Consider the following 19234-nt stretch of genomic DNA (forward strand, 5'->3'; position numbering starts at 1 on the left):
TCAAATCTCCGGGAAAACGGGTAATCGAAACGGGATAGTGGATTAGCGAATATCGGGAATGCCAGCGTGGTCTTCCGGTCGTGCGCCGGGAGCTGGCCAGAAGAACTTGCGATCGGTCTCGGGAATGGCCAAGTCGTTGATGCTGGCTTCACGCCGACGCATCAGGCCCAACTCGTCGAACTCCCACAGTTCGTTTCCATAGCTTCGATGCCATTGACCGACAGCATCGTGCCATTCGTACTGGAACCGCACTGCGATGCGATCTTCGGTGAACGACCATAGTTCTTTGACCAAACGGTAATCGAGTTCACGATCCCACTTGGAGGCCAAGAACCGACGAATGGTATCACGGCCCGTGATGAACTCATTGCGGTTACGCCACACGGAATTTTCGCTGTAGGCCGAGGCGACCCGCTTCGGATCGCGGGAATTCCAAGCATCTTCTGCAAGACGAACTTTGCGCAACGCAGTCACTAGGGTGAATGGCGGCGCGATCGCTGTCTGGGAAGATGAAAAGGCAGTCGGGGATGTCATCGAACGCTCCTTCAACGGGCAGAATGGGGATAGTTGAGGCGTGTGCTGAGCATCACGGCTAACTCAACGACGATGACCAATACACTTTGCATACCGAAGCATGAAAAAAAGCGCAAACTGCTTTTGTGTAAGGAGTTAGGTAGTCTCGCTTGTTGTGTGCAGTGTCATGAGAATTCGTTAATCCACGATATTTCGTATTCTGAATACGAAATATCGTAAGATGATCTCCATGTACCCGACGACCGAACCACTGTTGACTGATCCTAAGCGGTTATTGCTAGACCTGGCGCTCGAACGCTCCGTGCCAGGCCTGCTCGATTTAATAGTGACGCGTCTCAGCCAAACACGGCGTGTTGCTCTCGTACGCATTTGGCTTGCTCAACCGACGTCAAGTTGCTCGGGCTGTCCGCAAGGCGAGGTCTGTGGCACCCAGACGCAGTGCCTTGAGCTGGTTGCCAGCAGCGGTAGGTCTATCCTGCCAACCGGCGCAATTTGGACGAGTACGGAAGGTACGTTCCGCAGGATGCCGTTTGGCGTACGGAAAGTTGGGCGGATCGCGCTGAGTGGGCAGCCACTGGAAGAGCCGGTACTCACGGAGCCGCTGCCAGATTGGGTCGCGTCGCCAGATTGGATTCAGGCTGAGGGAATTCGTGGTTTTGCCGGGCAGCCCATGATTCACCAAGGAGAAGTGCTCGGGGTATTCGCTGTCTTTGCTCGTCAACCGATGGCCGACGAGGACATGGGCTGGTTGCGCATGATTGCGGATCATGCGGCGGCCGCCATCGCAACGGCGCGTGCGTTCTCCGAGATTGAAACACTACGAAAACGATTGGAATTAGAAAATGAGTTTCTACGCGAGGAGGCGGTAGGTGCCGCGGCTTTTGGTGAACTGATCGGTCAAAGTGCTGCCTTAGAAGCCGTGACACGACAAATCGATCTCGTAGCACCCACTGACTCGGCGGTGTTGATTTTGGGCGAAAGCGGCACTGGCAAAGAACTAGTTGCGCGTGAAATCCACCTTCGAAGCAGACGTTCCAATCGTCCGCTTATCAAAGTCAACTGCGCGGCTGTTCATCGCGAACTTTATGAGAGCGAATTCTTCGGTCACGCCAAGGGAGCGTTCACAGGTGCGTTTCGAGACAGAGTGGGTCGCTTTGAAATGGCGGAAGGCGGAACGCTCTTTCTCGATGAGATTGGTGAAATCCCGTTGGAACTGCAGGCGAAGCTACTGAGAGTGCTACAGGAAGGGGAACTGGAACGCGTCGGAGAAGAACGGACTCGGCGCGTTAACACGCGTATTGTGGCCGCCACAAACCGCGATCTACGCAAAGAAGCCGAAGCTGGCCGATTCCGCCAAGACCTCTATTACCGGCTCAGCGTATTTCCTATCGAAGTGCCTCCATTACGGAATCGCAAAGATGATATTCCGCTCTTGGTCGAAGGCTTTCTCGAAACTACCTCTCGAAGGGTCGGGCGTTCCAAACCAACGCTGACCCTGGCTGCGGTGCAACGCCTTCAGCAATACGATTGGCCAGGAAATGTGCGCGAACTCCAGCACGTTGTTGAACGAGCCGTGATCACTTCACCGAAGGGCCGGTTGATCATTGAACTACCTTCAACGATGAAGTCGCAAAAGCATACAGAGGCAAACCCCGCCGGCGATGAGATGGTGCGAACCGACGCGCAGATCCGACAAATTGAAGCTGACAACATCAGAGCAGCACTCAGGATTACAGATGGAAAAGTCGCCGGCGCTGGAGGCGCTGCCGAACTCCTTGGAATTAAACCCACAACACTTTCGTCACGCATAAAATCCCTTGGAATCAGAAACCCCCGAAGTGAGTTTTAGTTGAGGTCGATATTCGATTTCGTACCCTTCGATCTTTCCGCGAAGCGAATCAGCAAGGTCCGACACGACGTAAGGAGTGCCGCGTGTCGAGTTGTGGGCGTGGGCGATCTCCAATGCTACTGCCATGCTCCTAAAAACGGCAGCTTGACTAACGCTACATTCCCATTATTTTTCTTGGCAGATAATCGCGGCAACGAACATGTTACTCGGTGGGGTTGATTGTATGAGCGATCTTCTGACGATTACAGGTCTGGCGGAGGTTGTATTGAACGTCAATAATCTCATGGATTCCGTTGACTTCTATTGCAAGATCCTGGGTTTCAAGATTCATAGCTCCGTTTCTCTCGAAAACTCGACACCAGATCCAAAAGGTAAGCCAACCATCGTTTTCCTAACAGTGCGAGAGCTAGATACGCCGCTTGGCGATGGCGGCCATCCGCAACTCTTGGCTCTTATTGACTTCCGCAGACATGTGTTCACTCGAACACGAATGACCGCGCTGAGTTTTTCGCAGTCGCCTTTGAATCATGTCGCCTTCGAAGTTTTGCCGGGCACACTCGATGCGCACGCTGATCGTTTGGCCTCATTCGAGATCGAAATTACGAGAATGGAATTCCCTGCACTTAATGCCTCTGCACTTTTCTTCTCTGACCCGGACGGCAACACATTGGAATTAATTGCAAACTCCCGCGACTAAGTTATTGCAGTCTTTTTTCTAGCGTCAGTCGATGTCTCTAATGCTAAATCTTGAGGACAAAGGATTAACCGACAATGCCAATCCAATCCAAAACCGAACCTGCAAAGATCGCAGCTAGCCAATGGCTCAACTCTACCCATCCGTTGCGGGGGCTGCTAGAAGGGAAGAGCATTCAAACCGGTGTCACGCTAATCCGTTACGTCACGGAGGTGATAGGTGAGGGACCTGCGCTACACGTTCATCCGTACGACGAAATCTTCACCATTACTGAAGGCCGCGCTCGCTTCACCGTCGGGGACGAGATAATCGACGCTGAAGCAGGTGACGTTGTGCTGGGGCCCGCAAACATTCCACATGGCTATCAGAACCTAGGTCCCGGACGTCTTGATTCACTGGATATTCATCTTAGCCCTGAATGGATTCAGTTCAATTTGGCCAAAGATTGGAATGAATCTAGCGTTCTCATCTCAGCCGCATCGAAAGTAAAGACAGGCGGAAGTTAATGTAACGCATCGAATGATCAATAACTAAATTGGTCGCCCCGCTCATCCTCACGCGACGGAGCATGGCTCAGTGTGGCACTAAGTCCGCCGTCGACGGAGATGACTTGGCCAGTAATCCAAGTTGCTGAGGGATTCGCAAGATGCACGATCCACTTGGCGATTTCATGGGGATTTCCACGTCGTCCCAATGGAACCTGCTTCGACTCCTCGTTTTTGATTGTTTCAATTTGCCATGAAAGTAGCTCGGATTGGGATAACATGTCCACCTCTGTTGGTCCGGGAGCAATCGCGTTGACGCGGACCCGGTAAGGTGCCAACTCCAGCGCCCAGCACCGAGTCAATTGTTCAATTGCTGCTTTCGATGCTGCGTAGTGTGAAATCATCGGTGCTGCTTTGTGCCCAAAGGTACTAGATAAATTAACGATTGAGCCTTGAGCAGCTTTTAACAGTGGTAACGCTGCATGGCACATCATGCTTGGACCAATCACGTTCGTTGCGAATATTGAAGATATCGTCTCGGAATCGATATTTTCGAGTGGGATTTGCTTGAACATCCCCGCATTGTTAATCAAGGCGTCGATTCGTGCCCAGCGTCTCTCGATGAATTGGATGAGTCGATCAAGATCTTCCTCACTCAGAATGTCAATTGGAATTGGTACGACTTTGTCAGATGATTGGGCGGTATCTTCCAGCGGTGCCGAACGACGCCCAACCGCGATTACCCAAGCACCGGCCTGTGCAAATTGCTCCGCCGTCGCCCGCCCAATACCCGTCCCTCCTCCGGTGATAACTACGACGCGATCACGCATGGTCTCATCATGTCCCACTTGCTTTTACTCTCCGTTGCATTGACTTCGCAATTGACATCGAAAACTCGATGGGTGACACAGTCTTGCACGGCGTTGGTCATGGCGGCCGCTGTCGTGCGTTGCGTGTTGTGCTGAACAGTGCGAGCGATCAATAGTCCCAGAAGGCTGGGACCCAGCGAAAGACGTCGCCATCGATAGCAACTCGCCCTATGGACGGAAATGGTAAGTGAGTGGCTACTAAGAGTTCACAGTTAACTGCCAATTCCCGCATAAGTTGGATACGAATTCGAGCCGCCTCTTCAGGGTCATGTTCGAAGCCGTTATGCCAATCTGGGTGTTCGAATCCGACCGGGAACACGGCGTCGCCAGCAAAAGTCAAGCGATCACCGCCGGATGCTAGGCGGACTATGCTGTGCCCAGGCGTGTGTCCACCTGTACGAGTGACGACCACTCCTGGTACAACTTCGTAGTCGTCCTCGAATAGATGCAGATGACTCTCATACTCTTTGCGAAAACGATTGGCTGTTGAACGAAGCGCGTCAGGGAACCCAGGAGGCATGTCAGCACGGGAGAAGTCGGGCGATTCCCAGAACTTGACTTCGGCGGCCGCCACATGAATCTGCAGGTCGGGTCGCAGGCGTTCTTTCACTCCGTCAATGAGCAGCCCGCCAATGTGGTCCATATGCATGTGGGTCAGCACCACGTCAGTCACAGATGCCAAATCAATGCCAGCATCTTCAAGCCGCATGATAAGCTGCCCCGCTCGCGGCAGGTGCAAGTCGGGATCAAGTCCCAAACCAGCGTCAATAAGGATGGTCCTTCCCGCGCTTCGGACCAAGACCACGTTCAGCGGCCAATCGAACGCGTCGGGTGGCAAGAACATCTCATCGAGCCAAGCTGCGCGAACCGTCGGGTCGGCATTGTGCGCCAGCATGGCGGTTGGTAGCGGAAGCACTCCATCGCTAATCACCAGAACGTCAATCTCTCCGATACGCAGCGCATAGCGCGACGGCACCAACTCGCTTGATGCTGCTGATCCCGCGTCTGAATTTACTACAATACTCATTTGTTTGTCCTTCTACTGAATAGCCTAAACTACAGTCGTATTTGCTGGCTTGGCGAAGACAACAGTCAGCGGCGAATTCAATCCAGCACGCACTGTAGAAACACTTCAATCACGTAAGAGCTCTATCTCAGATAGCGACCATTCGATCGCGGATCTTCTTTAAGTTGAACTAATCGTTCCCGGATTCTCGCCAACTACCGCTCTGTCTAAACCAGTTCGCGGGCCAGCCAATGTTCGAAACGCGTCATACCCGACCGTGGTGAGTTTCCAGGTACAAGGCTTTGGTCGTTTACGTCGATTCCGAAGTAGCGCGACTGAGGATCGGTTATGACTTGGCGGCCATCTTCATGTGCTTCCAAAAAGCGACGTATGAGATCATCCATGCGAATCGGTTCTGGGCCGGCAGCTTCTATGGTCTCATTAAGCGGCATCTCGACAACCACATCAGCAAGAACTTTGGCTACGTCGTCAGAGACGATGGGCTGCATCATGGCGGGAGGTAAATGCACCAAATTCCCCTCCGTTGCAGACTCAGCAATCGCTCTCACAAACTCAAAGAACTGAGTTGCACGTACGATCGTGTAAGGAATCGGCGAGGCTTTGATCAGTTCTTCTTGGGCCAACTTGGCGCGAAAATAACCGCTGGTTAGCAAACGTTCGGTACCAACGACCGACAGGGCTACATGATGTTGCACTCCGGCGTCCGCTTCCGCTCGGAGTATATTTTGACCTGACGTCTTAAAGAAGTTCATTGCAACCTGATCTTCAAACGATGGTGAATTCGCCACATCAACGACCGCTTCGACGTTTTGCATCGCTTCACGAAGTCCTTCACCCGTCAAAGTGTTAACGCCCGTCGATGGGGAAGCAGCAATAACCTCATGGCCGCGGTCTCGGAGTATTGCGACCACCTTCGATCCAATCAATCCGCTTCCACCAATAACAAGAATCTTCATAGTCTTTGCTTTCAAATAGTTGACAGTTTCTGGCTTTATAGAACGAATGTGAAATTGCTTATTGAGAAGCTTGAGCAGGCTGATAATCTCCAGGAACAGTCCGCAAGGCGATGTTGACTCGATTCCATGCGTTGATGGAGGCGATTACCCAAGCAAGATCAGCCAGTTCCTGCTGGCTGAATTGCTCGCGAGCTAGTTCATGGAGTTCATCTGCGACGAATGCGTCAGCAACGCGTGTCAACTCTTCCGCCAGTTGAAGACCGACTCGTTCACGCTCGCTGTAATACGGACTTTCTTGCCAAGCAGGTAAACCGTAGAGTCGCTGCTCTGTTTCGCCATCGGCTCTCGCATCCTTCCAGTGCATGTCGATACAGTAGGCGCAGCCGTTTATTTGTGAAACGCGAAGCTTAATCAGCTCGCGCAGCGATTTTTCCAAGCTGCATTTCATGAGGTATTTTTCTACGCCAAGCATGGCGCGGTAGGCCTCGGTATTGGCCTTGTCCGTGGTGGTAACCATTTCAGTCTCCAATGATTTGACTTGATTAAACTCAGTGCGACATGCCAAATCTGGCAGGTCGCAGTCTTCTGCAACAAGGACGGACGAGCGTTCCCGTTTGTGACAAACTTCCAAAACTTCTTCGATTTGGTTGCTGTTCCGAGGAATTTCGAGTTCGCTGTCACAATTCGGTGCCCGCAAACGTCCTTGTTGTTGAGTCGTTCGGCAATTCGCCGTACATAGCAGCTTGAACCATAAGAGAAGAGACAATGAGCCGTTTACCAGCACTTTTAGCTGTCGCCCTTTTTGGAGGAGTAGGCTTAGCGATTGCGGGACACTCCCACGAAGATGGCGAGAGAGTACGAGTCATTTCGGTACAGGACATTCAAGAAAAGCTTGACGGCCATCAAGCAAAAGCGACAATTGTGGAAGTGACCATTGGACCAGGCGAAAATGGCCTGCCGCACAAGCACCCGGGTCCAGGATTCGTCTATGTCCTCGAAGGCGAATACGAATTAGGGATCGATGACAAGCCGGTCAAGCTATTTAAGGCGGGTGAGACGTTCTATGAACCGACGGGATGCTTGCACCGCGTATCGAGGAACCCTTCAGCTGCTGGTAATACGCGTTTGATCGCGATAGTTTTGCATCCTCACGATGTTGATGAGATTGCTGTTCCGGTTAAACGACAGGATTAACTTCGTCATTTAATTCCAAGAACCCGGGCGATGCTAAGGAGAATCCAGTGGCTATACCGGTAGTTAGTGAAGCTGGTGGCGGAACGCTGGATCACATCCAAGCACTTCGTCCCCGGATGATGTCCGTCGCCTATCGCATTTTGGGTAGCGTGGTGGATGCCGAAGACGCGGTCCAAGACGCATTTCTTCGTTTACATACCGCCCACGATGTAAGGTCACCCGAAGGATTCCTAATCCGGACGACCACTCGGCGTTGTATCGACAAGTTGCGAAGCGACAACAGGCGCGAATCGTACATTGGTCCGTGGGTTCCCGAGCCTGTTGATACGTCGGCCAGTTCCAATAACGCGAATTTGGATGAGTCGTTAAGCCTGGGGTTTCTGCTGATGCTCGAGCGTCTATCACCCGTGGAGCGGGCGGCATTCGTGCTGAGGACGGTCTTCGATTATGAGTACAGTGAGATCGCAGACGTCCTGGAAAAATCTGAATTGCACGTTCGAAAAATTGTCAGTCGCGCCAAAGAACATTTGTCGATTGATACGCCACGCTTTCGACCGACTCGAGAAAAAGCCAACGAGTTGGCTGAGCAATTCGTTGCTGCTTGTCGAGCGGGTGATGCCAAGCTGGTCGAGCAATTTTTGACGGACGATGTGGAAGTATATTCCGACGGCGGTGGCAAAGTAACTGCAGCCCGTGTTGTAATTCGCGGACGCGAGCGCGTCGCACGTTTCCTCGCCAAAGTTTTCCACACCAAACGTCGCGACTACGACATGCTCCCCGCTGTTGTGAATGGAGCCCCAGGCGTAGTGTTCACCTTGGCAGGTAAAGTCGTCCACGTCGCATCAGTACGCGTCGAGGATGGCGTGAGCGGAGTATACATGTGCTTAAATCCAGAGAAACTCGCTCACTGGTCTGTCGCGAAACTCAATTAGTACGCTTCATGCTCGTTTATGCACGCTTTACGCTTCGGCCAAATAGATGCGTACCAATGCATCTATTTCTTGCTTAATCATTTTCGCCCTCCCAACTGACAGATGTCTCCACATGAACCGGCCAAATTTGGTGCAACATCGACAATCGCAGTCGGTCGATCCTCCCAGGTACTTCAGCTCGCATAGCCCCATGATCAGTGATCTAAAAACGATAGGTTCTCGACCAATTGCCAGCAACTTTCTCGAAGTACCGGCGTGTGAGCGCATCGTTTGAAGCTGCAGTGGTCTGTACTCCCGGCGTACTTGGTGAATTCTCGAACCTGGAACGATTTCTTTTGGACGAAGGCAATCGCCAACTCCGCAGGTCGCATGCAATTTTATCATCCGGGACCAATTTGAGCCCCGTCACAGCGTGTCCGCTCTCCATCTCTGATTGGCTTGCCGCTGGACGGCGATCCTCTCGCTTCCCGTCGTCCTGCTCCCGTTTTGTCGCGCTGCCCCATTACCCGCCCGCAAAGTTCGCAACCTTGGCCTCCTAGTGAGGCAGATCAATGAACGGAAAAGAAAGTGCTGTCAGGCAGACATTTCATAACCCAGAGTCGTTAACCCGGCGGTTTTCATAACCCAGAGACTCTGAGAGTATTTGTCTCTGGTTGGTCCCCAGAAAGGGGCTGTTTTGGCGAGAGTCGCGACCGGAAATCGAGTCTCTGGAGCGTGGTTGAGAGCCGGGAGATTGCAGGAAAATACGAAAAAAGCCGATGTTTTGCGTTGCTGCAAGACACCGGCTTAATCGAATAACCTACTGCGGTCAGTTTCCTAACCAAACAGAGAAGTTGCGGGAGCCGGATTCGAACCGACGACCTCGAGGTTATGAGCCTCGCGAGCTACCGGGCTGCTCCATCCCGCGAGTCAAATAGTATCCGACTCGCCGGTTTCGTCCAGCCCAGTTTGAGAAATTTAGGTGGTGGACTCTCGCGAGGCCGATTTGCGGCTGGCCAGAGCGGCGGCGCCAAGGCCGGAGAGAAAAGTAATCGCGGCGGCGACGCCCAGGCCAAGTTCGATGCGCTTGCGGTACAGGTCGACGTAGTAGAAGTTGGGTTTGCCGGGCGGCCCGAGCGCCACGCTTGAGTATTGGCTCCACGCATCGCTGAGGACCACCGGTGGGGCTTCGTCGAGCGCTTTGAAGGCCGCGGTACGCTCCGCCTCCTCACTCTGGGAAGTGTCCATCGTCCAACGCACGTAGGTCAAGAAAATCGTGGTCGGTAGCCCAATAAAAAATAGGGCCAACAGGATACCGGTGACAATCGCATGGCGGCCTTTGGTGCTTGGAGCGCTGGTTACCTGAAAAGTTTTGCCCTGCGGTGGCTCGACTTTGGGTAGCTCTTGCAGGCCGCGAAACGTGGGAATCTCTAGTTTCTGACCGCAAGCACAGGTGATAGTTTGCCCAGCTTGACTGGTGGTAACTGCATGCGTGGTTCCACAGGTGCAAGTAAGTTGATAGTACATGGCTGTTGATTTTCTGTTGGTAAACTCTGCCGGGGGATATCCGGGTCAGCTTCTTTGTGGAACTTGGTCGCGGTGACTGGACCGAGCCAGTCTGGTAGTTAGAATTGGGTTCACTGGCGAGCGTTAAACATGGCGCCCGCTGGACTTGCTTCACTTGGTAGGAAAGCTGAGTGTGAGCGGCATTACGACGGAACTGTCGACTTAGTTCGGGGTTTCACGTAATGGTTGACACGGGGAGAAGTTCTGCGTCTGGGCCTTCGCATATTAAAGACCGCGCGCTACCAAAAGATCGATGTCGGTGAACTGAACCAATTCATTTGCGGGCGATTTGCGGACTTTCTCTTACCTGTCAACTCAATTCGGTGCACACAATCCTAGCGGGCCAGTCATGGCTGCGCCAACGGGTACCTCGGGGCAAATGCTTGTCTGCAAAAGCTTGCCCCCCTAGGTAACCCATTTGGCTTCGCAGTGGCTGGATGGTGGCTGGTGATTGAGTAGCTTGGGGTGACGTGATACGACGGGAGTGCGAACCGACTGACGAGTTTGAACGAGCTGACGCCAAACAGGAATTATTTTTGCCAAATTGGACGAGGCAGGCAGCGAGTCGAACCGGGAAGAGCAGTGGGATCGCAACCAGCGGCGTAGAGCTAGCTGTCCGAGCAAGGCGTGGCACCGAGGTTTTGATGGAGCGCGGAAAAGCGACAAAGCGGTTGTAAGGTTCAGCTCTCAGGTGGCCATAAGATAACATCGGTAGTGCTCGATGCATTGAGCGTTGGAACTTTGACTCGCGGGGTGTGGAGCATGTGTGCTTTGCGTGCCTGCGGTGAAGTTGCACGATTGCGTTGAATGGTTGATGGCACACCCAATGAGCGCACAGATTAGCTGAGCTGAAATGATTGCCGAGTCGCGATAGTTGGAATCAATAGAACGTTTTACTATTTGTTTGCTTGGAGCAAACAGTTGTGAAGCAGGTGGTAGAGTAGTTGTGTCTTGTGAAAGCAGACCACTCCGCTACGCTTCGCACTTTTGCTGGTAGAGCAGACATGGTCACTTTGGCACAACAGGAGTAAGCCCTTGTTCGACGTAATGCTGGACGAATTCGATGACGACGCCACACGCGGTGCCGACGACGAATTGGAAGGCTTTGAGAAGCTGGCCATCGACGACGATGAGCCGGTAGAAGCTCAAGTACTTTCCGATGATGATGGCCTGGCCGCCGAGGGCGAAGTTCAGCTTGAAAGCGACGAAGAGCTCTTGGCCGCTGCCGATGAGGAGATTGAGACTTGGTCGGATGACCCGGTGCGCATGTACTTGACGCAAATGGGCGAGATTCCGCTGCTGACACGTGCGGAAGAGATTCGCCTTGCCAAGACTATTGAAGTAACGCGCCGTCGGTTCCGCACCAAGCTGCTTGAATGCGACTACGTGATGCAGTTTGCATACAAGATCCTCAGACGTGTTGAAAGTAGCGAGCTGCCGTTCGATCGTACCGTGCAAGTTTCCGTTACTGACCATTTGGAAAAGGAGCAAATTCTCGGGCGACTGCCTCACAATCTCAAGACTCTCGAAGTGCTGCTGAAGCGCAACCGCCGCGATTACCGTATCGCGCTTGCCAGCAATACGCCAATGGCACGAAGGAAAGAGGCTTGGAGAGCGTTAGGCCGTCGACGTCGCAAGGCTGTGCGTTTGGTAGAAGAGCTGGGTCTCCGCACCCAGCGTCTCGAACCACGCATCGATGATTTGGCCAAGTTTAGTCGTCGAGTCGATGACCTCCGGTCTGAGATCGATCGCTTGGCCGGTGACCGCGTTTCCGCTGCTCAACGTAACGAACTCCTCCAAGAGTATCGTCAGATCCTGATTTCAACTCAGGAGACACCGACCAGCTTGCGCAACCGCGTCGCCATGGTTCAGCAGGTTTTCAACGAGTACCAACGCGCCAAGAAGCAACTCTCTGAGGGCAACTTGCGCTTGGTCGTGTCGATCGCGAAAAAGTATCGTAACCGGGGCTTAAGCTTCCTGGATCTGATCCAAGAAGGTAACGCAGGTTTGATGCGGGCGGTCGATAAGTTTGAGTATCGACGTGGATTCAAGTTCTGTACGTATGCGACCTGGTGGATTCGCCAAGCGATCACCCGCGCCGTAGCCGACCAGAGCCGCACCATTCGCATTCCAGTGCATATGGTCGAAACCATGTCGCGTGTCCGAAACGTGTCGCGGCAGTTGCTGCAAGAGTTGGGTCGCGAACCAACACTTGAAGAAACCGCCCGCCGTGCTGAAACGACGATCGAGGAAGCTCGACGCGTGCTCGCCATGAGCCGTTATCCGATCAGCCTTGATCGACCCGTCGGCAACAGCGAAGATAGCCAGTTCGGCGATCTGCTGCCCGACGGTACTGCCGAGAGCCCCGCCATCGGCGCGGGCCAAGAAATGCTCCGCGATCGCATTAACCACGTCCTCAAGACGCTAAGTTACCGCGAACGCGAGATTATCAAATTGCGTTACGGACTCGGTGACGGTTATAGCTATACGCTCGAAGAAGTCGGTCACATTTTCAAGGTGACCCGCGAACGTATTCGCCAAATCGAAGCCAAGGCAGTTCGCAAACTGCAGCAACCAAGTCGCAGCCAAGACCTGGTTGGCTTCCTCGATTAACCTCGAGGAAAACATTACCACTTTCCAAACCTACGCAGGGTCAGTGTTCGTTCGCACTGGCCCTGTTTTTTTTCATACCCACTCTTACGTAGGACGGGTCTCCAGGCCCGTCTCCCTCACGTAGGACGGGTCTCCAGGCCCGTCCATCAAATAGCTGTATCTAGTAGGACGGGTCTCCAGGCCCGTCCATTATGCGGTCCGCATCGCCCAACTTTGCTGCTCAAGAAGCTTGTGAACACGACAGTCGCGGCAGCTGGTTTTTTGGAGTGGACGGGCCTGGAGACCCGTCCTACAGACCCGTCCTACAGACCCGTCCTACAGACCCGTCCTACTGGCTATGGAGCTATGCCATAGATTGTGCCGTCGCTGGACGAGTAACCTTTTGGAGTGTCAGTGTTGAATGGCGCAAAGATACTTTTGGCATTTCTCCTGTTGGCATTTCTCAAACAGGCTGTAAAGCAGAGTGACGGCTACTGAGGCAGTGAATGTCGCGGGTAGCGAGATCGCCCTTGAAAGCGGTTGTGCTTGTCTTGACCGCGAAAACTGCTCACCTCCACAGGGTTGTCCCCAAGTTTTCGCTCGCTGCACGGACCTTGGCTATAGTCTGCCTGTAGGTTCGGAATATCACCTTCGTGTTGAACTTGAAAAGTGTCGGGGTCCGCGCCTTCGAGCAGTAGAGGACCGACGTAGACTTGCGTGGCGTCTTTCGATGTAAACTGGCCAAGAATCTTGATACTTGCTGGGTCGGCGTGGGGAAGTTGGAAACCCTTAAAATACACGTGCTGAGCATCGCAGGTAAAACGTCCGTCAGGCGTAAGCAGACGAAACGTAGGTGCTTTACAGTTGCTGAGACGATAAACCTGTATACCTTCGCCCAAGAATACATTCGAGGAGTCCGCTCCCAGGCAAAACTCTGTCGAATGAAAGAGAGTTTTAAAAGTACTAGGATCCGCCATAGTCACCGGTTCCTTCCAGGGCGGTGCCCATAGTTCCGAATTTGGCGTACGAAAGACAACTCCACCGGCGTCAACTACGAAACCTACTTGGTTGCGTTTGGTTAGTGCTTTGTCGATCGCCTGCACGGTCGCTCGATATATAACGACCGCCAACAGCAGACCTGCCAATACGATGATGGGCACGGTGATGATGGCTATTCGTAGCCCTTTGCTTTTCATTCCGCTAGATGCTCCTCTAAGCCGCGAACACACGCATAAGGATACGCTCATGACTACTGGTTCGTACAGGCGGTACGGTCTGGTTATCACATCAAAGCTGTGGCTGGTGCCACAGCACTTCGAAAACCGAGGCTAACGCCTACGGCTTAGGTGTAAGCATTGACTGAACAGCAGCCTGCAAGCATGAGGATACACTCATGACTACTGGTTCGTACAGGCTGCGGTACGGTTGGGTTATCACATCAAAGCTGTGGCTGGTGCCACAGCACTCCAAAAACCGAGGCTAACGCCTACGGCTTAGTTTATGTAAACTACGGTAGCGGTTCCTGGAGGCACCTTCGAGTACAACATGATCACTGCGCCCTCGGTTGATTCGTCTTTTGATTGTATAGTCATCGGTTCGGGTATCGGTGGCCTGACGACGGCTAACTTACTGGCCACGGTTGGCCACAAACGCGTCTTGTTACTGGAGCGACATTTCAAGCCCGGTGGGTTTACGCATTCGTTTCGTCGCCAACGGTATGAATGGGATGTCGGTCTCCACTATGTCGGTCAGATGCAAGCCGGAACGTTGTCGCGGCGCATCATGGATTTGGCAACCGGCGGAAAAGTGGATTGGCACCCGCTCGGCTCGCCTTACGAACGCTTTGTGTTTCCGAATTTCATCTACGAAGTACCAGCCACCGCTGAGCGATTCCAAGAGCAACTGAAGCAAGACTTCCCGCAGGAACGAGCAGCCATCGCGCGTTACTTCCGAGACATGCGGGCTGCGGAGAGTTGGGGAGCGCGTTGGTTTATGTCCAAGCAAGCCAATCGCCTACTGGCACCGTGGTTGACCTGGCCTGGCCAGCGGCTGGCTATTCAAACAACTCAAGAGTATCTGCAACGCTTTGAATCGGATCGCCTGCGAACCATTTTGGCTAGCCAGTGGCCCGATATGGGAACGCCTCCCGAACTGAGCGCCTTCGTCTTTCATGCTTTGATCGGTACGCACTACTTTGATGGCGCGTTCTATCCCATTGGCGGCTCGCGCAAGATCGGTGAAGCAGCGGTCGCACTGCTGGAGCAACATGGTGGCAAATGCTTGATCAATCATCCTGTCCAAGAGATTTTGGTCGAAGCCGGTAGAGCTTGCGGCGTGCGTGTGGTGACGCGTCATGGAGAGTCGACGTTTCGTGCCCCGGTAATTGTATCCGATGCTGGAGCGGCCACCACCTTTGGTCAACTGGTACCGAATGATTACTGCTTGCCAGAGCGCCAGCGACTAGCGAGGTTGAAGCAGGGTCCTTCAGCGATGATTTTGTTTCTGGGCTTGAAAGATGATCCACGCACGCGCGGTTTTGATGACGCGAACTACTGGATCTTCGAGAATGAAAGCCACACGCTACGCCCAGCAACCGATAGCGAACAATCAAAACCGGATGGAGTCTTCTTGACGTTTGGTTCGCTGCGCGATCCGCAGTCCAAAGCCCATACTGCACAAATCATTGCCTTTGCGTACGAACAAGAGTGGAACGAATATTCCGGTAGCGATTGGAAACGTCGGGGTGAGCGATATGAAGCTCGCAAGGTTCACAACGCGGAACAGTTGATTGACTTTGTCGAAGAGCGATTACCTGGCTTGCGATCGCTGATCGATTATGCCGAACTGTCCACACCGCTAACGGTGAAATCGTTTACCGGACATGCGCAAGGAACCATCTATGGTCAACTGTGCGATCGCAATCGTTTGACCGGCGATGGTTGGCGCTGTGCGACTTCGTTACCCGGTCTGTACCTGACTGGTTCTGATGTTGGCATGCCTGGTATCAACGGCGCGCAGATGGCTGGTGTGATGACAGCTGGTCACCTGCTGGGTACTTTAGGATTGCCTCGCATTATGATGGCTGCCTATCGCCAACCACGGCGACGGTCTTAAGTCCACAACTCAATCAGGTAAAGGCTGGCCTTTGGTCTCTGGGGCTAGCCAGATGATGAGCATGCCGACGAGGTAGATGACGGTCAGGGAACTGCAAGCAACCGCATAACCTCCTTTGCCAGCGTAGGTCGTCATGCCTGCAAAGACGCCTAACAAACTGCTCATTTGCAGCGTACCGATCGCCGCCAAAATACGTCCGAAGTTAAACGCAAAGCCTTGGCCAGTGGCCCGCACGCGCGTCGGGAACAGTTCGGGCAAATACAGTGGTAACCAGCCGTAAAACGAAGCCGTAAATACCCCAGCCAGCGTGGCGGCGATTAAGAAGTTCAGATCAAAGCGATTATGAAACTGGTACAAGTAAATGACTGAAGCCATCGACAGGACGCACAACGCAAAATAGGTAATGCGTCGCCCAAGCCGCTCGCCAGCCCAGGCAGCCAGGAGCGTACCGATGATCGCGCCCACCGCCGTGCCGATTTGAGTCCACTCGCGAGCAAATCGCTGCAGAGAGTTTTGGCCGGCCAGCAACTGCTCCATGGTCTGGCCACTTTCTGTGACCGCAATTTTTAGCGATTCTTCTTTTAAGCTGCCCGCCCACGTTACGGCCCATTGTGTCGTGCCCCAAGTACCCAACAAAGCTACCGCGCTTAAGCAGGCGCCCAAGTACATTCGGCCTAACACGCGACGTCGATCGAGTCCCGAAGACGTAACCAGGTTTTCATGTTCCAAAGATCGACTTATGTAACGCAACACTGGAAACGTAAAGCCTGCGGTGGCGATTGCCAGGCCGACGATCGTACCTGCGGCTCGCAGCGCCACACTCTCGCCGGTGGACCGCACGGTTGAATCTGCCCACACGGCAATGATCAAGGCCGGTCCCAAGCAACCGATCAAGACGCCGACTAAGTCGTTGGTGCGCCAGCCACTGGTATGGCCACGCTGACGTTCTTCTTCCCAACGATGCGATTCGGGCACAAAGATGCGAAAGAAGAAGGTCAGCAAGGCAGGCAGAGTACCGATCATCATCATCAAGCGCCAACCGCGATTGGCCACCAACCAGTCGACTGTTGTTTGCTGCAAGCCCAACGACTGCAGCGTCTCGGCTAAGGACAGAATCACCGAGTTCAGTCCCATACTCGTAAAACCTACTATCAAGTAACCGCAGTTGGCAGCAGCTCCGATCAATCCCGCCATTAATGCGCGCGATCGATTCGGCCACACCTCCATGACTAGTGCCACTCCCAATGCCCACTCGCCACCCATCCCAAGTGATGCCAGAAAGCGGAGCACACCGAGTTCAAACGGTGTACGAGCCAGGCCACACAAGCCTGTTAACAATGCATAGACCAACACGCTTAGGCTCATCGCGCGCACGCGACCGATGCGATCGCCCAGCCAGCCAAACAGCACGCCACCGGCCGCCGCCCCAACCAGAAACACGGCGATGATTATGCCAAAGGCTTTACCCACATCCGCTTCGGTTGGATTGGTACCAGCCAACAAATCCTTGATGGCATCGCGACCGACCATCGAGAACATGCCCATCTCTGCACCATCAAACATCCAACCCAAAAGCGCAGCGATCAACGCCATCCAGCGTCCCGTCGCTCCTATGTCTTTGACTTCAACGCTGGGCGTGGGTGGCGGCAATTGTGTCACGCGAATAGCTTTCTCGTTGGACTGTATTTTCATCCGTAGCGGAACGCGTCAAGCGTTTCGTAACTTTGCGTCTCACTCGTAGCGGAACGCGTCAAGCGTTTCGTGAGCTGGGGAACGGGGATGACGATCAATTACGAAAGCCTTGACGGCTTCCGCTACGGGTGGGTGATTAAGGGACGAGGACTAGTTTACCTTGCAGCGAGCTGTGTTTGTGAACAGTGTGGGCTTCTTGCAGGCGGTGAGCTTCGGCAGCTTGACTGAGCGGCATAACGCGATCGATGACAGCTTTGAGTTGTCCGCTGTCAAGCCAATGATTGATGTCCGCTGCGCAGCTGCGTTGTTCTTCGGGAGTAGCCTTGAACATGACGACTCCCAACAAGCTGCAGCCTTTGACATAAAACGGTCCAACGGGGAATTGTGGTCGAGCATCGCGGCCGGCCATGAGGACCATGCGGCCGCGTTCGGCCATCGACTGGACGGCCAGATCAAAATCCGGTTCGCGCAGCGTTTCCCAAAACACATGAACGCCGTTGGGTGCGGCGGCTTTCAGGCGTTCCGCCAGATCGCCTTGGGTGTAATCGATGACCACGTCGGCTCCTAACTGTTGACATCGATACGCCTTCTCGGCTGAGCCAGCAGTTGTGATGACTTTCGCGCCGATGCTCTTGGCCATCTGCAAGACCATCGAGCCGACACCGCCGACACCACCACGCACAAAGATCGTCTCACGCGGCTGCAGGCGGGCAGTTTTGAACAGGCCGAGATGAGCGGTGATGCCCACCAAGGCGCACGCTGCGGCATCTTGATCGGATACTTTCTCTGGTGTTGGGTGCAGCCAATGTGCGTCGATGGCACAGAGTTCTGCGAAGGAGCCTTGACGACCCATCAAGCCTTGATTGCTGCACCACACGCGCTGACCAACTTGCACATTTTTGACACCATCGGCCACGGCTACGACCGTGCCAGCGAGATCGCAACCAATGACGTATGGCTGGGGCAAGGGCCAATAGTTGGCTCCATTGCGAATGTAAGTGTCGATTGGGTTGACCGAAACGGCGGACATTTTCACCAATGCCTGGCCCGGATGCAATTGGGGCTCGGGCAGATCGCCGTACTCAATGACATCGGGGCTGCCAGTGGAATGGATGTAAGCAGCTTTCATGCGTTGATTTCCTAGAGAAGCCAAGTATCCGCCAAAAAATTTTCTCTGCCGTATTGCAGTGACCGAAGTTGTCCAGCAACTCTCGAAACTAACAACAGTCGCAACACAAGTGTGGTTGCCCGTTGTAACGACGAACATTGCCAGGAGCGGCTCAGAGCCTCGAGCCGAACGCGAACATGTCCACTGCTACTCTGTCGAGCCCATCGGTAACTCAGCTGACTTTTCCTTGGGCTGCCACCTCGGAAGAGGAAGGCGTAATTGTAGCCGAACGCGAGCTAGCATCGGTACCCGCAGTGGCAGTTGAGCCAGAAGTTGCCACATCGCTGAGCGAGGCACTGGTAGGTGAGCGAATTGGCCGCCCCTTCCGCATGGGCAATGTCATGTTCCGTTTGCTCAAGAGCTACGGCATCACCGACGAAGAGATCGCCGCCGGCGTAGCCGCTTATAACGCCAAACGTGCTAAGCCAATGTAAAGCGCCAGGCCGAACACCCGCTGGGGGAGAACTGTAGAGCGGCTGTCCTCAGCCGCTCGGCACCCTCTAACCCAATTCGCGACCGACCGAGTGCCCCTGAGGGCGAAGGTTGTCATCACCAAAACCAACGCGGATCGATCGCCCACCAC

At 53.8% G+C, this 19234-nt stretch carries 17 protein-coding genes and 1 tRNA gene; 8 read left to right on the plus strand and 10 right to left on the minus strand.

All coding sequences use genetic code 11. The features are described from left to right. Nucleotides 1-42: 42 nt before the first annotated feature. Nucleotides 43-534: a nuclear transport factor 2 family protein gene (locus tag SH573x_RS18535; RefSeq protein ID WP_479349183.1), complete on the minus strand. Its 492-nt coding sequence runs from the start codon at nt 532-534 to the stop codon at nt 43-45. 229 nt (nt 535-763) lie between these two features. Here SH573x_RS18535 and SH573x_RS18540 point away from each other — a divergent pair, with 229 nt between their 5' ends. From SH573x_RS18540 to SH573x_RS18550, 3 genes are all read left to right on the plus strand, one after another. Continuing rightward, nucleotides 764-2383 (plus strand): sigma-54-dependent Fis family transcriptional regulator, encoded by a 1620-nt coding sequence (locus tag SH573x_RS18540; protein WP_479356765.1) that lies wholly within the window; start codon nt 764-766, stop codon nt 2381-2383. A 223-nt stretch (nt 2384-2606) separates the two neighbouring features. Next, nucleotides 2607-3080: a VOC family protein gene (locus SH573x_RS18545; protein WP_479349184.1), complete on the plus strand. Its 474-nt coding sequence runs from the start codon at nt 2607-2609 to the stop codon at nt 3078-3080. Nucleotides 3081-3154: 74 nt separating this feature from the next. Then, nucleotides 3155-3583 carry a cupin domain-containing protein gene (locus tag SH573x_RS18550; RefSeq protein ID WP_479349185.1) on the plus strand — a complete coding sequence of 143 codons (429 nt, stop codon included), beginning with the start codon at nt 3155-3157 and terminating at the stop codon, nt 3581-3583. A 17-nt stretch (nt 3584-3600) separates the two neighbouring features. Here SH573x_RS18550 and SH573x_RS18555 read toward each other — a convergent pair whose 3' ends face one another. From SH573x_RS18555 to SH573x_RS18570, 4 genes are all read right to left on the minus strand, one after another. Further along, the gene (locus tag SH573x_RS18555) at nt 3601-4392 is read right to left on the minus strand and encodes an SDR family NAD(P)-dependent oxidoreductase (RefSeq protein WP_479349186.1); all 792 of its coding nucleotides are present in this window, start codon (nt 4390-4392) and stop codon (nt 3601-3603) included. Nucleotides 4393-4540: 148 nt separating this feature from the next. Continuing rightward, nucleotides 4541-5458, minus strand: coding sequence for an MBL fold metallo-hydrolase (locus SH573x_RS18560; RefSeq protein ID WP_479349187.1), 918 nt, complete (start codon nt 5456-5458; stop codon nt 4541-4543). A gap of 206 nt (nt 5459-5664) precedes the next feature. Next, nucleotides 5665-6414 carry an SDR family oxidoreductase gene (locus tag SH573x_RS18565; RefSeq protein WP_479349188.1) on the minus strand — a complete coding sequence of 250 codons (750 nt, stop codon included), beginning with the start codon at nt 6412-6414 and terminating at the stop codon, nt 5665-5667. A 58-nt stretch (nt 6415-6472) separates the two neighbouring features. After that, complete coding sequence (locus SH573x_RS18570; protein WP_479349190.1) at nt 6473-7045, minus strand: carboxymuconolactone decarboxylase family protein; 573 nt, start codon at nt 7043-7045, stop codon at nt 6473-6475. A gap of 134 nt (nt 7046-7179) precedes the next feature. Between SH573x_RS18570 and SH573x_RS18575 the strand changes: the two genes are divergently transcribed. Next, the gene (locus SH573x_RS18575) at nt 7180-7608 is read left to right on the plus strand and encodes a cupin domain-containing protein (protein WP_479349191.1); all 429 of its coding nucleotides are present in this window, start codon (nt 7180-7182) and stop codon (nt 7606-7608) included. A 47-nt stretch (nt 7609-7655) separates the two neighbouring features. Continuing rightward, nucleotides 7656-8540, plus strand: a complete 885-nt coding sequence (sigJ, locus tag SH573x_RS18580; RefSeq protein WP_479349192.1) for an RNA polymerase sigma factor SigJ — start codon at nt 7656-7658, stop codon at nt 8538-8540. A gap of 833 nt (nt 8541-9373) precedes the next feature. Here sigJ and SH573x_RS18585 read toward each other — a convergent pair. Then, nucleotides 9374-9447: transfer RNA gene (locus SH573x_RS18585), tRNA-Met, on the minus strand. 50 nt (nt 9448-9497) lie between these two features. Next, the gene (locus tag SH573x_RS18590; RefSeq protein ID WP_479349193.1) at nt 9498-10046 is read right to left on the minus strand and encodes a hypothetical protein; all 549 of its coding nucleotides are present in this window, start codon (nt 10044-10046) and stop codon (nt 9498-9500) included. A 1074-nt stretch (nt 10047-11120) separates the two neighbouring features. On the opposite strand from SH573x_RS18590, the gene SH573x_RS18595 reads away from it, so the two are divergent. Beyond that, nucleotides 11121-12698, plus strand: coding sequence for a sigma-70 family RNA polymerase sigma factor (locus SH573x_RS18595; protein WP_479349194.1), 1578 nt, complete (start codon nt 11121-11123; stop codon nt 12696-12698). A 470-nt stretch (nt 12699-13168) separates the two neighbouring features. Here SH573x_RS18595 and SH573x_RS18600 read toward each other — a convergent pair whose 3' ends face one another. Continuing rightward, entirely contained in the window at nt 13169-13873 is a 705-nt protein-coding gene (locus tag SH573x_RS18600) for a DKNYY domain-containing protein (RefSeq protein ID WP_479349195.1), read from the minus strand. A gap of 349 nt (nt 13874-14222) precedes the next feature. On the opposite strand from SH573x_RS18600, the gene SH573x_RS18605 reads away from it, so the two are divergent. After that, nucleotides 14223-15791: a phytoene desaturase family protein gene (locus tag SH573x_RS18605; protein WP_479349197.1), complete on the plus strand. Its 1569-nt coding sequence runs from the start codon at nt 14223-14225 to the stop codon at nt 15789-15791. 9 nt (nt 15792-15800) lie between these two features. On the opposite strand, the gene SH573x_RS18610 is transcribed toward SH573x_RS18605, so the two are convergent. Together SH573x_RS18610 and SH573x_RS18615 are read right to left on the minus strand one after the other, a co-directional pair. Continuing rightward, on the minus strand, nt 15801-17483 hold the full coding sequence (locus SH573x_RS18610; protein ID WP_479349198.1) for an MFS transporter: 1683 nt from the start codon (nt 17481-17483) through the stop codon (nt 15801-15803). 136 nt (nt 17484-17619) lie between these two features. Then, nucleotides 17620-18612: an NADPH:quinone reductase gene (locus SH573x_RS18615; protein ID WP_479349199.1), complete on the minus strand. Its 993-nt coding sequence runs from the start codon at nt 18610-18612 to the stop codon at nt 17620-17622. Nucleotides 18613-18788: 176 nt separating this feature from the next. On the opposite strand from SH573x_RS18615, the gene SH573x_RS18620 reads away from it, so the two are divergent. Beyond that, on the plus strand, nt 18789-19085 hold the full coding sequence (locus SH573x_RS18620) for a hypothetical protein (RefSeq protein ID WP_479349201.1): 297 nt from the start codon (nt 18789-18791) through the stop codon (nt 19083-19085). Nucleotides 19086-19234 lie beyond the last annotated feature (149 nt).

Source organism: Rania fehmarnensis, assembly GCF_056494185.1.